This is a genomic window from Vibrio sp. K4 (assembly GCF_051122595.1).
In the GTDB taxonomy this organism is placed as follows: Bacteria; Pseudomonadota; Gammaproteobacteria; order Enterobacterales; family Vibrionaceae; genus Vibrio; species Vibrio owensii.
Genome location: NZ_CP178578.1, coordinates 2,029,577 through 2,042,471, shown reverse-complemented (window position 1 = coordinate 2,042,471; position 12,895 = coordinate 2,029,577). Strand labels below are relative to the sequence as shown.

General features: G+C 48.5%; 13 protein-coding genes. 6 read left to right on the top strand and 7 right to left on the bottom strand.

Going from position 1 to position 12,895, the window contains the following annotated elements; all coding sequences use genetic code 11:
• Positions 1-14 precede the first annotated feature (14 nt).
• Both ACLIIY_RS26670 and ACLIIY_RS26665 read right to left on the bottom strand, forming a co-directional pair.
• Positions 15-377 (bottom strand): c-type cytochrome, encoded by a 363-nt coding sequence (locus tag ACLIIY_RS26670; RefSeq protein WP_434528871.1) that lies wholly within the window; start codon positions 375-377, stop codon positions 15-17.
• Positions 378-763: 386 nt separating this feature from the next.
• The gene (locus ACLIIY_RS26665; RefSeq protein ID WP_171370298.1) at positions 764-934 is read right to left on the bottom strand and encodes a hypothetical protein; all 171 of its coding nucleotides are present in this window, start codon (positions 932-934) and stop codon (positions 764-766) included.
• A 344-nt stretch (positions 935-1,278) separates the two neighbouring features.
• Between ACLIIY_RS26665 and ACLIIY_RS26660 the strand changes: the two genes are divergently transcribed.
• Both ACLIIY_RS26660 and ACLIIY_RS26655 read left to right on the top strand, forming a co-directional pair.
• The gene (locus ACLIIY_RS26660; RefSeq protein WP_039975185.1) at positions 1,279-2,157 is read left to right on the top strand and encodes a DMT family transporter; all 879 of its coding nucleotides are present in this window, start codon (positions 1,279-1,281) and stop codon (positions 2,155-2,157) included.
• A 74-nt stretch (positions 2,158-2,231) separates the two neighbouring features.
• The gene (locus ACLIIY_RS26655) at positions 2,232-2,783 is read left to right on the top strand and encodes a DUF2301 domain-containing membrane protein (RefSeq protein ID WP_039839618.1); all 552 of its coding nucleotides are present in this window, start codon (positions 2,232-2,234) and stop codon (positions 2,781-2,783) included.
• On the opposite strand, the gene ACLIIY_RS26650 is transcribed toward ACLIIY_RS26655, so the two are convergent.
• The 5 genes from ACLIIY_RS26650 to ACLIIY_RS26630 form a co-directional block, all read right to left on the bottom strand.
• A complete protein-coding gene (locus tag ACLIIY_RS26650; RefSeq protein WP_239912563.1) occupies positions 2,780-3,676 on the bottom strand; it encodes a hydroxymethylglutaryl-CoA lyase in 897 nt (298 codons plus the stop codon). The two genes, ACLIIY_RS26655 and ACLIIY_RS26650, sit on opposite strands and share 4 nt — an antisense overlap.
• On the bottom strand, positions 3,673-4,518 hold the full coding sequence (locus ACLIIY_RS26645; protein WP_017188970.1) for an enoyl-CoA hydratase-related protein: 846 nt from the start codon (positions 4,516-4,518) through the stop codon (positions 3,673-3,675). The genes ACLIIY_RS26650 and ACLIIY_RS26645 overlap by 4 nt, the downstream gene beginning before the upstream one ends.
• Before the next feature lie 25 nt (positions 4,519-4,543).
• Entirely contained in the window at positions 4,544-6,148 is a 1,605-nt protein-coding gene (locus ACLIIY_RS26640) for a carboxyl transferase domain-containing protein (protein WP_434528870.1), read from the bottom strand.
• A gap of 21 nt (positions 6,149-6,169) precedes the next feature.
• A complete protein-coding gene (locus ACLIIY_RS26635; RefSeq protein ID WP_434528869.1) occupies positions 6,170-7,339 on the bottom strand; it encodes an isovaleryl-CoA dehydrogenase in 1,170 nt (389 codons plus the stop codon).
• Positions 7,340-7,450: 111 nt separating this feature from the next.
• On the bottom strand, positions 7,451-7,834 hold the full coding sequence (locus ACLIIY_RS26630) for a MerR family transcriptional regulator (protein WP_005440681.1): 384 nt from the start codon (positions 7,832-7,834) through the stop codon (positions 7,451-7,453).
• A 290-nt stretch (positions 7,835-8,124) separates the two neighbouring features.
• Here ACLIIY_RS26630 and ACLIIY_RS26625 point away from each other — a divergent pair, with 290 nt between their 5' ends.
• The 4 genes from ACLIIY_RS26625 (at position 8,125) to ACLIIY_RS26610 (ending at position 12,895) form a co-directional block, all read left to right on the top strand.
• Positions 8,125-9,336, top strand: coding sequence for a thiolase family protein (locus tag ACLIIY_RS26625; RefSeq protein ID WP_434528868.1), 1,212 nt, complete (start codon positions 8,125-8,127; stop codon positions 9,334-9,336).
• A gap of 36 nt (positions 9,337-9,372) precedes the next feature.
• Positions 9,373-10,866 (top strand): CoA-acylating methylmalonate-semialdehyde dehydrogenase, encoded by a 1,494-nt coding sequence (locus ACLIIY_RS26620; protein WP_408739170.1) that lies wholly within the window; start codon positions 9,373-9,375, stop codon positions 10,864-10,866.
• Between the two features lie 17 nt (positions 10,867-10,883).
• On the top strand, positions 10,884-12,038 hold the full coding sequence (locus tag ACLIIY_RS26615; RefSeq protein ID WP_434528867.1) for an acyl-CoA dehydrogenase family protein: 1,155 nt from the start codon (positions 10,884-10,886) through the stop codon (positions 12,036-12,038).
• 68 nt (positions 12,039-12,106) lie between these two features.
• Positions 12,107-12,895 (top strand): enoyl-CoA hydratase, encoded by a 789-nt coding sequence (locus ACLIIY_RS26610; protein ID WP_434528866.1) that lies wholly within the window; start codon positions 12,107-12,109, stop codon positions 12,893-12,895.

Here is a 12,895-nt window from a genome sequence, read left to right as displayed (position 1 = left end):
AGAACGCTCCTCGTTTAAGGTTGAGCTTCTTTGCCTAGCTGAGAGTAATAGTGGGCAATGTCTTCAATGTCTTGATCAGAAAGGGCGTCGGCCTGCTGCTGCATTAGCACCGCGAGACCACTGGTTCGCTCCCTTGCTTTGTAGTCCTTAAGGGAAGAAATCAGATAGGTTTTGTTCTGGCCGCGTAAGTTTGGGTATGCATCAATGGTCGATATGCCATCGACACCATGACAAGTCATACAAACTTTCGCTTTTTCTTTGCCGACTTCGAATTGCTCATCACCTTCTGCAGCAAAGGTGAGGGGAGAGAAGCACACAGCGACGACGAGAGCCGTCCTCAAAGCTGCGCTCATGTTTTGGGTGTTCTTTAATCTCATCACTGATTCCCTAGTAATTTGAATGCGTGTTTCACTAACTTGGGCGCTGATATTCCAGATTTTCACTGTTATTGGTGGCGTGAATGCACTGGCGTATTTTTTATAGTTGTAGGTTAAAGAGTAAGCAGGTACTGGCAATATCGCTACGTACGAGCCGATTTAGTTGTGAATTTAATTACTAATACGTGTGAGGCTTGTGGATTGGACAAAATCAATCTCAATAAAACTAATGTGAAAAGAATCGCTTAGCGATACACATGTGGAAAGTGGTGAGTTTTATTGAATTAGAAGCGTTAAGCGGCGGTTTTGGAAAGAAGGCGTGAAATTGAAAACCGCTCATGATTCGAGGCAAGAGCGGTTGTGAAAGAGAGAGTTATAAAAACAAACTAACGTCCACGGTACATCATCATGTCGTAGATATGAGTGATGGAAATTGGGTCAGCCTCTATGCTGCTGATGCGTAGTGAAGAGACAAGATTAAACAACGAACCAAGCACCATTGGCGCGATAATAAGTAGGGCGATCAGAATGAAAAAGAGTACGGTTGAGTGTCTCATAAAGCACCTCCTGTCGTCTGTTCTACTGTGTTTCGATTTTAGCATTTTGAACACCAACAGGTGATGAGATTATTCCGTATATTATTTGAGCTAAAACCTGATTGTGAGTGTTTTCGTTAACCACATAAACCACAAAAATAATGAAGGGATTTCACAGCAATTTACTCGATGAGAAGCATGTCACAATGTATACTGTGAGCGTTTCGCAAACGTTAACTTCCTCCAATCTAATTACACATCCTGTCAGCATTTGCGATGCAAATATAACTAGCTATCACGCATTAAAATCAATGATAAATAAACCCCTGACGAATCCCTCGTAGGGTCTTTTTTTGTGAGTAATTATGCTTAACTCAGAACGCAAAGCTGCATTCGTGCTCGTCGCTACTACGATGATCGCGGCATTAGGGTGGATCTTCTCCAAAGAAACCATTCAAGGCCTCCCACCATTCGGATTTATCGGTCTGCGATTCACCATCGCTTCACTGTGTTTGCTGCCTCTGTGTATCAAACCGCTTCGTGCTGCTAATAAGAAAGATATTTTTGCCGCGGCGGGCGTAGGTGTGCTTTTAGGTGGCGCATTGATGTGCTGGATCTACGCGATTTCAATCAGTGACACGCTAGGTGAGGGTGCATTCATCATGAGCCTGTCGATGTTGTTCGTACCCATTGTCGCTTGGATTATGTTTCGTCAAAGACCTCAACGAATTTTTTGGGTGTCACTACCGATCGCGATTCTTGGCCTAGGGTGTTTGTCTCTGGCTGGTGGTTGGCAACAATCTAGCAGTCAGCTGTGGTTCTTGGGCGCGGCTTTGATGCTCGCTCTGCACTTCAACGTAAACAGCAAGTATTCGCAAAAATTACCTGTGTTGTTGCTAACGTGTATTCAGCTTTTTGTCACAGGCTTGATTGGTTTGCTGATTTCATCGTTGGTGGAAACGGTGCCAACAGAGGTAAGCACATCTATCTGGATTTGGTTTGCGTTGAGCACGCTTTTGGCAACCAGTCTACGTTACGTGATGCAAACCATGGGGCAAAAGTTTGTCCAAGCGGGTAACGCTGCACTGATTATGATCCTTGAACCTGTCTGGACTGTGATTCTAAGTGTGATTTGGTATGGCGAAGTGCTGACCTCTAATAAACTCGTCGGCTGCGCTCTTATCTTATTCTCTTTGGTGATCTACCGAACTGGCGGTAAACTCCGTTTTCCCAAACGGGCGTAATTCAGTTTATAGAGCCAGCGATTTCACCCTCGTTGGCTTTTTATTCCTTTTCATTTTTAGGCCGGATGCTTTCCATGGCAAACATAGAACATCAAGAGACGCTGGATTCACTCGATAAAATCAGCGTGTGCTTGTATCGCTTTGGTATTACTTTGTTTGCAATGGCGCTGCTTGTTTTTTCGGTTCTTATCTCTGGTGCAATTTCTAGTTCACCGTTGGTTTACCAAACCTCAGTCATTGCGCTTTGTGTGGCTGGTGCATTATCTGCCGCGAACGTTCACGTTTACAGCAAACACGTTCGGGCTGTGATCAGTTGGGCATCTTGGATTGGCTTGGTATTGATGGTGAGTGACTTGGAGTTTCAGCGCACTTGGTTAGGGCTTGGCTTTATCTTTGTTACCTTTTCGGGCATTGCGCTTAAAGAGTCTTTTTGCTTTAAAGTGCCAGGCTTGAAGATGGTGCCCGCGTTTCTCGTTGTCGCAACGTTTGCATTATGGTTTAACCTTCCAATCCTTGCAGCCATCACTATGTTGTTGGCTGGATTAGTAATGGGCTTCCTGTCTTTTGCTAAATGGCGTATGCCGCTGCATTTCGATATCGGTATCAAAGCGAATTACGAGATCTAACGCTGCTTTAACGCCAGCGAGACTTTTGAGGTCGGCTGGCGGTTTAACTCTTCACTGATCATCCATCCGGCTTTGGCAAGCAACTCCAAATCTACTCCGGTCTCGATTCCTAAGCCTTGGCAAAGGTAAAGCACATCTTCGGTGGCAACATTACCTGACGCGCCATGAGCATAAGGGCAGCCACCAAGCCCAGCCACACTACTATCGATGGTATTGATGCCCATCGTTAAGGCTTGGTAGATATTCGCCAATGCTTGTCCCCATGTGTCGTGAAAATGCACCGCAAGCTTGTCGGTTGGGACTTTTACTTGCACAGCTTCTAACATTTTAGCGATGCGTATAGGCGTGCCTGTACCAATGGTGTCTCCAAGTGAAACCTCGTAGCAGCCTAATTCCATTAGTAGGTTGGCAACTCTTGCGACTTGCTCGGGCTTGGTTGGTCCGTCATAAGGGCAATCTGCCACGCAAGATAAGTAACCCCGAACGGGAATGTTATGCTTTGCTGCTAATTCCATTACCGGTTCAAAGCGGGTAAGACTATCTGCAATCGAGCAATTGATGTTGTGTTGGCAAAAGCCCTCCGATGAGGAGGTGAAGATGGCGACTTGGTTAGCACCAGCTTCTAGCGCTTTTTCAAAACCTTGCACGTTGGGCGTTAGTGCTGAATAGATGACGTTGTGGCGGCGGGTGATTTTCTTCATCACATCGAGTGAATCCGCCATTTGAGGCACCCATTTAGGCGAGACAAAAGATCCTGCTTCAATATGGGTGAGTCCTGTATCCGAGAGCAAGTCGACTAAGCGGATCTTGGCTTGCGTGGACACCGGTGATTCGTTTTGCAGACCGTCTCTCGCACCCACTTCGACAATATTTACCTTGTTTGGCAAATTCATTTCTTGCCCTTAGCTGGCTTGTTTATCCAACCCGGTTCTCGTTTCTCCAGAAAGGCTTGCAAGCCATCTTGTCCTTGCGGCGATACGCGAATGTCGGCGATGAGCTGGCTCGTGTATTGGATAAGCTGACCATCAATCGGATTTTGGTGGCATTGATGACATAACGCTTTGGCTTTTCGCATCGCATCTGGGCTATTGAGCAGCAAAGAATCAATCAAGCTTTCTACCACGGCTTCGATTTTATCCAGCTTATGAACCTCATGCACAATGCCAAACTTTTCAGCCTTAGCGGCGTTAATCACTTCGGCGCTGAGTATGTAACGACGAGCTTGTCGGTTGCCCATTGCTCGCATGACATAAGGAGAGATGGTTGCTGGAACCAGCCCCAGTTTGACTTCACTCAAGCAGAAGTTCGCATTCTCCGCTGCGATGGCGATATCACAGCAACAGATCAAGCCCAATGCACCACCAAAAGCGGAACCTTGCACAACCGCAATAGTAGGCTGAGGGAAAGCGTCCAGTGTATGCATCAGACGTGCAAGGTTTTGCGCGTCTTCTAGGTTTTGTTTTCTGGTGCTACTTGCCATGGATTTCATCCAATTCAAATCAGCCCCAGAGGAGAAATGTTTGCCGTTTCCTCGAAGCACTAAGCATCGAACATCGGTGCGCAGAGCAAGATAATCCAGCCTGTGGATCAGCAAGTCAATCATGCAGGCATCAAACGCATTGTGCTTCTCTGTGCGATTGAGCGTAAGCGTTGCGACGCCGAATTCATCGACGTTCCAAAGTACTTCATCTTGTCGTTGGGTGTTGGGGATGATACTCGGTTGATGATCCTGCATGTGACGTCCTTTCTTCTCTACATTTCTACATTCTGAATATGCCAAAGTTGCTGTCAGGAATTGGCGCATTGAGCGCGGCTTTTAAGGCTTGAGCCAATACTTGACGCGTCTGTTTCGGGTCGATGATTCCGTCATCCCATAAACGCGCACTGGCGTAGTAGGGATGCCCCTGAGACTCATACAAGTCTACGATAGATTCTCGGAATGCACTTTCTTCGGGCTCTGGCCATTCTTCACCTTGGCGTTTTTTCACTTCTCGACGAACTTGAGTGAGCACGCCAGCGGCTTGTTCTCCGCCCATGACCGAGATTCGTGCGTTTGGCCACATCCACATCATGGTCGGGTCATAAGCTCGACCGCACATGCCGTAGTTGCCTGCACCGTAAGAGCCGCCAATAATCACGGTGAACTTAGGCACATCCGCACATGCGACCGCCATCACCAGTTTCGCGCCGTGTTTGGCAATGCCTTCTGCTTCAAGCTTTTTGCCCACCATAAACCCAGTGATATTTTGCAAAAACAGTAGGGGAATTTTGCGTTTGGCACACAACTCAATAAAGTGCGCGCCTTTCTGTGAGGACTCAGAAAACAAGATGCCGTTGTTCGCCACAATGCCAATCAGATGGCCGTGAATTCGAGCGAAGCCACATACTAAGGTCTTGCCATAAAGAGCTTTGAATTCATCGAAGTCTGAGTCATCGACCACACGAGCGATGATCTCTCTAACATCAAAAGACAAGCGCAGATTCGCATTGACGATGCCGTACATCTCTTCTGCGTCATAACGTGGTGGCAACACGGGTTTGTCGCTTTGAATGGGGAGTGATTGATTGGTATTGGAGATGGCTTCGCGTGCAAGTTGCAACGCGTGTTGGTCGTTTTCTGCGTAGTAATCGGCAACGCCGGACTTACGACAATGCACATCGGCACCGCCTAATTCTTCATCGGTGACGATTTCTCCCGTAGCGGCTTTTACCAGCGGGGGACCTGCTAAGAAGATGGTGCCTTGCTCTTTGACCATGATGGAAACGTCCGCCATCGCAGGTACATAAGCGCCGCCTGCGGTACAAAGCCCCATTACAACCGCGACTTGAGGAATGCCTTGCGCCGACATTCTGGCTTGGTTGAAGAAGATCCGCCCAAAGTGCTCTTTATCAGGAAAGACTTCCGCTTGATGAGGAAGGTTCGCGCCACCAGAGTCCACCAAATAGACGCAGGGTAATTGGCAACGTTGGGCGATCTCTTGCGCGCGTAGATGTTTTTTCACGGTGAGTGGATAGTAGGTGCCGCCTTTGACGGAAGGATCGTTTGCGATCACCATGCATTGAATGCCTTCAATGGTGCCGATGCCCGCGACGACACCTGCGCATGGAATTGATTCTTCGTAAACGTTCCACGCGGCGAATTGTCCGACTTCAAGAAACTCGCTACCTTCATCTAAAAGGAGCATGACACGCTCACGAACGGGCAGTTTCCCTTTCAGGCGCTGGCGGTCAATGGCTTTTTGCCCGCCACCTTGCTTGATAGCTTTGATATTAGCATTGAGGTTGTTTACCAACTCGATCATGACCGCTTTATTCGACAAAAACAGTTCGTCGGTTGGCTTGGTTTTACTTTTAATGATTGCCATAGTGACTTCCTTGTCGGTGGGTTAGCGAGACTCTTCGAACAGCTCTCGTCCAATTAACATGCGGCGAATTTCAGAAGTGCCAGCACCAATCTCATACAGCTTGGCGTCGCGGAGTAAACGCCCGGTCGCGTATTCGTTGATGTAGCCATTGCCGCCTAAAAGTTGAATAGCATCGAGCGACATTTGTGTGGCAAGTTCGGCGCTGTAAAGGATCACGCCAGCGGCATCTTTACGTGTACATTCACCTCGGTCACAGGCGGCTGCAACAGCATAAACATAAGCTTTGGCAGCGTTCATTCGTGAATACATGTCAGCGAGCTTTCCTTGCACTAGTTGGAATTCACCGATGGATTTGCCGAACTGTTTGCGGTCATGAACATACGGAACCACTTCGTCCATACAGGCTTGCATGATGCCAAGTGGACCGGCTGCTAATACCACGCGTTCGTAATCCAAACCGCTCATCAACACTTCGACACCACGGTTTAACTCGCCTAACACATTCTCTTTTGGCACGACACAATCTTGGAACACTAATTCACAGGTGTTGGAGCCGCGCATACCAAGTTTGTCGAGCTTCTGCGCATGGCTAAAGCCTTCAAACTCTCGCTCAATAATGAAAGCGGTGATACCACGAGAGCCGCCATTGGGATCGGTTTTCGCGTAAACCACTAAGGTATCGGCATCAGGACCATTGGTAATCCACATTTTGTTGCCGTTCATCAGAAAATGGTCGCCTCTGTCTTCAGCACGGAGCTGCATGCTAACCACATCAGAACCTGAGTTCGGCTCGCTCATGGCCAGTGCACCAACGTGAGAGCCATCGATGAGTTTAGGTAGGTACTTTTCTCGTTGAGCAGGAGAGCCATTGCGAAAGATTTGGTTAACACAAAGGTTGGAATGCGCGCCGTAACTGAGCGCGACAGACGCCGAAGCTCGGCTGATCTCTTCCATCGCAACAACATGAGCAAGATAGCCCATGCCTGCACCGCCAAACTCTTCGTCGACGGTTACGCCGAGCAAGCCCATTTCACCGAATTTGGACCACAAATGATTGGGGAATTGGTTGTCGCGGTCGATGTCTGCGGCGATAGGGGCGATATGCTCGGTGGCGAACGCGTTGACGTGGTCTCGGAGCATATCGATGGTTTCACCAAGCCCAAAGTTGAGTGGGGTGTAGCTGCTTTTCATAACATTTCCCTGTTGAAAGTACTGCGTTTATTAGTACGGATAAGGTTCGAGTTACACTGCTTGGGCTTGGAAATTATGGTTATTCTTGTTTTAGTCGTTATAAGTTTGTAGTTATTGGCTGTTAGCTTTATTGTCGCTTAGCGCTTGTTTACAGCGCTCTTTGGCGGTTTCTAGCTCGTTCATTACAACGCTAATATCATCCAGTTGCTGCTGTAAGTGCGCTTGTTTTTCATCAATGATGGTTAGCATTTTAAGCAGCTGACCATCGCTTTGTTGGGTATCGTACAGCTCGAACAATTCCCGAATTTCTGCAAGCGAAAAGCCCAATCGCTTACCGCGTAAAATCAGCTTGAGACGGATCTTATCTCTGCGTTGATACACGCGAATGTTGCCTTTTCGTTCCGGCTCTATCAGCCCGACATCCTCATAAAAACGAATGCTTCGGGTCGTGATGTCGAACTCTTTGGCGAGGTCACTTATCTTGAATTTATCCACTCGGTTTTTCCCTCTAATGAATAGTTTTGGCTTCTTAAAATCCCTTCAAGCCTTGAACTAAACGGGCTAGCTAAAAGCATGAGAGTAAATTTGTGTTGTTATTAATGTGTTTCTTTACGTTAACGTAAATGTTAGTGCTATGCTTACGTAAACGTCAAGAAATCACAGTGCGAAAATTCATCGTTTTATGAGAGGCTGGAGTGACACCACATTCTGTGTGAAAGCTCCGTGGTAGCAGGTGTGAGGGATGAGTTTGTGAACTGTGAATTATCGTCAGAAGGGACGAGATCATGGGAAACGACATCTGGATTGTCAGTGCAAAGCGAACGCCAATTGGGCGCTTTCAAGGTCAGTTACAAGGTTATTCAGCGCCTCAATTAGGGGCATTTGCTATCAAAGCGGCAATGGATGCGAGTGGTGTTAGCGAAGTCGACGAAGTCTACATGGGCTGCGTATTACCTGCGGGGTGCGGACAAGCACCAGCCAGACAAGCAGCACTAGGTGCAGATCTTCCACTGACGACAGGCTGTACCACTATCAATAAAGTGTGTGGCTCTGGCATGAAAAGCGTCATGTTAGCTCACGATCTTATTAAAGCGGGCAGCATTCGCAGCGCCATCGCTGGTGGTATGGAAAGCATGACCAATGCGCCGTATCTGCTTAAAGAAGCACGTAATGGTATGCGAATGGGTCACCAATCTACTCACGACCATATGTTTCTCGACGGTCTTCAAGATGCGTATGAAGGGCACTTGATGGGCGTTTATGCGCAGCAAACGGCTGACCGTTCTGAGTTTACTCGTGAACAAATGGATGAATGGGCGATGCTATCCGTGACAAGAGCATTGGAAGCGCAAGAGCAGCGCCTGTTTGACGATGAAATCTCGCCGATAGAAATCACGACACGTCATAGCACTTCAATTTTGGATTACGACGAGCATCCTCGCTCGATTAAGCTCGACAAGATCCCTCAACTCAAACCTGCGTTCGATAAGAACGGCTCGGTGACGGCTGCCAACTCAAGTGCGATATCCGATGGTGCTGCAGCCTTGGTGTTAATGGACTCGCAGGTGGCACAGCATCAAGGTTTAACGCCATTAGCAATCATCAAAGGGCACTCGACCCACGCCAGAAAGCCCGCGGAATTTACCCTCGCGCCCGTCTTTGCGATTGAGCAGTTGTTATCTCAACTCGATTGGTCAGTAGACGAGGTCGATCTTTGGGAGATCAACGAAGCTTTCGCCGTTGTTACGCAAATCGCGGTACGCCAATTGGGTATCGATAAAGACAAAGTAAACATCAAAGGCGGTGCGTGTGCGCTTGGGCATCCAATTGGCGCAAGCGGAGCTCGTATTTTGGTGACCCTCATTCATAGCCTGCGCCAACTGCAATCGCTTGGTTTAGATGGTGACAACAACAATAAAAAAGTGATGCGAGGTGTTGCATCACTTTGTATCGGTGGCGGTGAAGCCACTGCTATTGGTATCGAGATACCGCTTTAATTCCAATTACGACAAACGTTAACAAAGGACTAGATTATGACTCGCACGGTTCCCTTATTCATCGATGGTGAGTTTCGTGAATCTCAAGCAACGGATTGGGTAGAAGTGACAAACCCTGCCACCAATGACGTGATTGCGCGCTTGCCATGCGCAACGGATGAAGAGATGCACGCGGCAATTGAAAGTGCAAAAGCCACCTTTACCTGTTGGAAAGATGTCGCCGTGTCTGAGCGTGCGCGTTTAATGCTGCGCTACCAACATCTACTAAAAGAACATCATGATGAATTGGCGACGTTACTTTCTCACGAGACGGGCAAGATCTTTGCGGATGCAAAAGGGGATGTGTGGCGTGGTATCGAAGTCGTCGAACAAGCTGCCAATATCGCCAGTAACATGATGGGAGAAACCGTCGAGAACGTTGCCACAGATATCGACAGCTACTCGCTGATTCAACCGCTTGGGGTGTGTTGCGGTATTACGCCGTTTAACTTCCCAGCCATGATCCCTCTCTGGATGTTCCCAATTGCGATTGCGAGCGGGAATACCTTTGTCCTTAAACCTTCTGAACAAGTGCCTCTCACGTCAATTCGTTTGGCTGAGCTGTTCGAAGAAGCGGGTGCGCCAAAAGGTGTGCTGCAAATCGTGCATGGTCGTAAGGAGCAGGTCGACTTATTGCTGAAGCATCCCGACATCCAAGCCGTTTCTTTCGTTGGTTCTGTTCCTGTAGCGCAATACATTTACACCACAGGCACACAGAACTTCAAGCGTGTTCAAGCCTTTGCTGGCGCGAAAAATCACATGGTAGTGATGCCGGATGCGAACAAAAACCAAGTGGTGAACAACTTAGTTGGCTCTTCGGTTGGTGCGGCAGGGCAACGTTGTATGGCGATATCTGTCGCTGTGTTTGTAGGCAGTTCGAAAGAGTGGATTGCCGATTTAAAACAAGAAATGGCGAAAGTGCATCCTGGTGCCTGGGATGACGAGAATGCCGCGTATGGCCCTTTGATCAGCGCACAAGCAAAACAGCGTGTGCTCGGTTTGATTGAAGAAGGCAAACAACAAGGGGCGGTGTGTGAACTTGATGGTAGCCAATGTGACGTGGAAGGCTTCCCAGAAGGTAACTGGGTCGGTCCAACCTTATTCAGCGGTGTCACCACCGAGATGTCGATTTACACCCAAGAAATCTTCGGACCTGTTTTGGTATGTATTGAGGTCGACACGTTACAAGAAGCGATAGAGCTCGTGAATCGCAACCCATACGGCAACGGCACTTCCATCTTCACTGCGAATGGTGCGGCGGCGAGAAAGTATCAGCATGAGATTCAAGTCGGTCAGGTAGGTGTGAACGTACCGATTCCAGTACCTTTGCCATTCTTCTCGTTTACTGGGTGGCGCGGCAGCTTCTACGGAGATTTGCACGCCTACGGCAAACAAGCGGTGCGCTTCTACACCGAGACCAAAACTGTGACGGCTCGTTGGTTTGATGACGATATCCCAACCGGTCCAAACCTCACCATTAACTTGCGCTAACGAAGTAAGGAGCTCATATGGATTTTGAACTCAACGAAGATCAACGTATGTTTGCCGACACGGCTCAGCAGTTTGCGGCAGAGCGTTTAGCGCCAATGGCAGCAGAGTGGGATGAAAAACAAATCTTCCCCAAAGACATCCTACGAGAGGCAGGAGAACTCGGTTTCTTGAGCCTCTACACTCCAGAAGAACAAGGCGGTTTGGGCTTAAGCCGCTTGGATGCGTCTATCATTTTCGAGCAGCTCTCTATGGGGTGCACATCGACCACCGCATTTATGACCATTCACAACATGGTGACTTGGATGGTCGCGAGCTTTGCGACCGAAGAAGTAAAAGACACGTTCTGCCCGAAACTTATTACGGGTGAATTTCTCGGATCTTATTGTTTAACCGAGCCAAACGCGGGCTCGGATGCGGCATCTCTAACGACGTCTGCGACTAAACAAGGTGATAACTACATACTCAATGGCGGCAAAACCTTTATCTCTGGCGCAGGTGATACTGACGTTTTAGTCGTGATGGCGAGAACCGGCGATGCGGGCGCGAAAGGTGTATCCGCGTTTGTTGTCCCCGCCGATGCAGACGGCATTAGCTACGGACGTAAAGAGCCGAAAATGGGATGGAACAGTCAACCGACACGCGCGGTAACTTTCGATAATGTTTCTATTCCTGTGTCACATTTGTTGGGTGAAGAAGGGCAAGGGTTTGTGTTCGCTATGAAAGGTTTGGATGGCGGTCGCATCAACATTGCGACCTGTTCTGTCGGTACGGCTCAGCAAGCGTTGAATCAAGCGGCGCAGTACATGCAAGAACGCAAACAGTTCGGCAAATCATTAGCTCAATTCCAAGCATTGCAATTCAAACTGGCAGATATGGCAACCGAGCTTGTCGCTGCCCGCCAACTGCTGCGGTACGCCGCCAGCAAGTTAGACCGAGGTGACCCAGACGCCACGACTTATTGTGCCATGGCAAAACGCTTTGCAACCGATGTCGGCTTTCAAGTCTGTGACCAAGCACTGCAACTTTACGGTGGCTATGGCTACATCAAAGAATACCCAATGGAGCGCTATTTCCGTGATGTTCGAGTACACCAAATTTTGGAAGGTACTAACGAGATCATGCGGTTGATCATCGCGCGTCGATTGCTCGCAGAGGAGTCGGCATTGCTATAAATGCGCCGACAAGCTCTGCTTTTATTCATAAAGCTCAGGTCATTTTCATCAAGAAAGGATTCAGAGATATGTCACTAACAGAACAACAAGCGATTCAACATACCATCAGCAATCACGTTGCGGTGGTGACCATGAACAACCCGCCCGCGAATACTTGGACGTCACACAGCCTAACCGCGTTGAAAGAGCTAGTGCTGGCGCTAAACGACAATAAAGACGTTTACGCTCTAGTGCTCACTGGGAATGGAGAGAAGTTTTTCTCGGCGGGAGCAGACCTCAAGTTGTTTGCCGATGGCGATAAAGCGGTTGCGTTAGAAATGGCGCGTATCTTTGGTGAAGCCTTTGAAACGCTGTCTGCATTTCGAGGGGTTTCCATCGCAGCCATAAACGGCTATGCCATGGGAGGCGGATTAGAAGTCGCATTGGCGTGTGATATTCGTGTGGTGGAAGAGCAAGCCGTGCTGGCACTGCCAGAGGCGAAAGTGGGCTTACTGCCTTGTGCTGGTGGTACGCAAAACCTAACCGCATTGGTCGGTGAAGGTTGGGCGAAACGCATCATATTGTGCGGTGAACAAGTCGGTGCAGCACAAGCGCGAGAACTCGGGTTAGCAGAAGAAGTGGTGGCAAAAGGTGGAGCGCTTAATAAAGCCATTGAGCTTGCAGAGTCGGTTGCCAATCAATCGCCGTCTTCGGTAACCGCATGTAAAGCGCTTATCCAAAACATGCGCTCAGCGCCACTCAAACATGGTCTGATTAAAGAGCGAGAACTGTTTCTAAACTTATTCGATACCGAAGATCAAACCGAGGGGGTTCGTGCCTTCTTAGAAAAACGTAAACCCAACTGGAAGAATCAATAG

What these genes read in the sequence shown, in the direction of transcription:
- ACLIIY_RS26670 (WP_434528871.1), bottom strand. Translation starts at nt 377, where the DNA reads ATGAGATTAAAGAACACCCAAAACATGAGCGCAGCTTTGAGGACGGCT.
- ACLIIY_RS26665 (WP_171370298.1), bottom strand. Translation starts at nt 934, where the DNA reads ATGAGACACTCAACCGTACTCTTTTTCATTCTGATCGCCCTACTTATT.
- ACLIIY_RS26660 (WP_039975185.1), top strand. Translation starts at nt 1,279, where the DNA reads ATGCTTAACTCAGAACGCAAAGCTGCATTCGTGCTCGTCGCTACTACG.
- ACLIIY_RS26655 (WP_039839618.1), top strand. Translation starts at nt 2,232, where the DNA reads ATGGCAAACATAGAACATCAAGAGACGCTGGATTCACTCGATAAAATC.
- ACLIIY_RS26650 (WP_239912563.1), bottom strand. Translation starts at nt 3,676, where the DNA reads ATGAATTTGCCAAACAAGGTAAATATTGTCGAAGTGGGTGCGAGAGAC.
- ACLIIY_RS26645 (WP_017188970.1), bottom strand. Translation starts at nt 4,518, where the DNA reads ATGCAGGATCATCAACCGAGTATCATCCCCAACACCCAACGACAAGAT.
- ACLIIY_RS26640 (WP_434528870.1), bottom strand. Translation starts at nt 6,148, where the DNA reads ATGGCAATCATTAAAAGTAAAACCAAGCCAACCGACGAACTGTTTTTG.
- ACLIIY_RS26635 (WP_434528869.1), bottom strand. Translation starts at nt 7,339, where the DNA reads ATGAAAAGCAGCTACACCCCACTCAACTTTGGGCTTGGTGAAACCATC.
- ACLIIY_RS26625 (WP_434528868.1), top strand. Translation starts at nt 8,125, where the DNA reads ATGGGAAACGACATCTGGATTGTCAGTGCAAAGCGAACGCCAATTGGG.
- ACLIIY_RS26620 (WP_408739170.1), top strand. Translation starts at nt 9,373, where the DNA reads ATGACTCGCACGGTTCCCTTATTCATCGATGGTGAGTTTCGTGAATCT.
- ACLIIY_RS26615 (WP_434528867.1), top strand. Translation starts at nt 10,884, where the DNA reads ATGGATTTTGAACTCAACGAAGATCAACGTATGTTTGCCGACACGGCT.
- ACLIIY_RS26610 (WP_434528866.1), top strand. Translation starts at nt 12,107, where the DNA reads ATGTCACTAACAGAACAACAAGCGATTCAACATACCATCAGCAATCAC.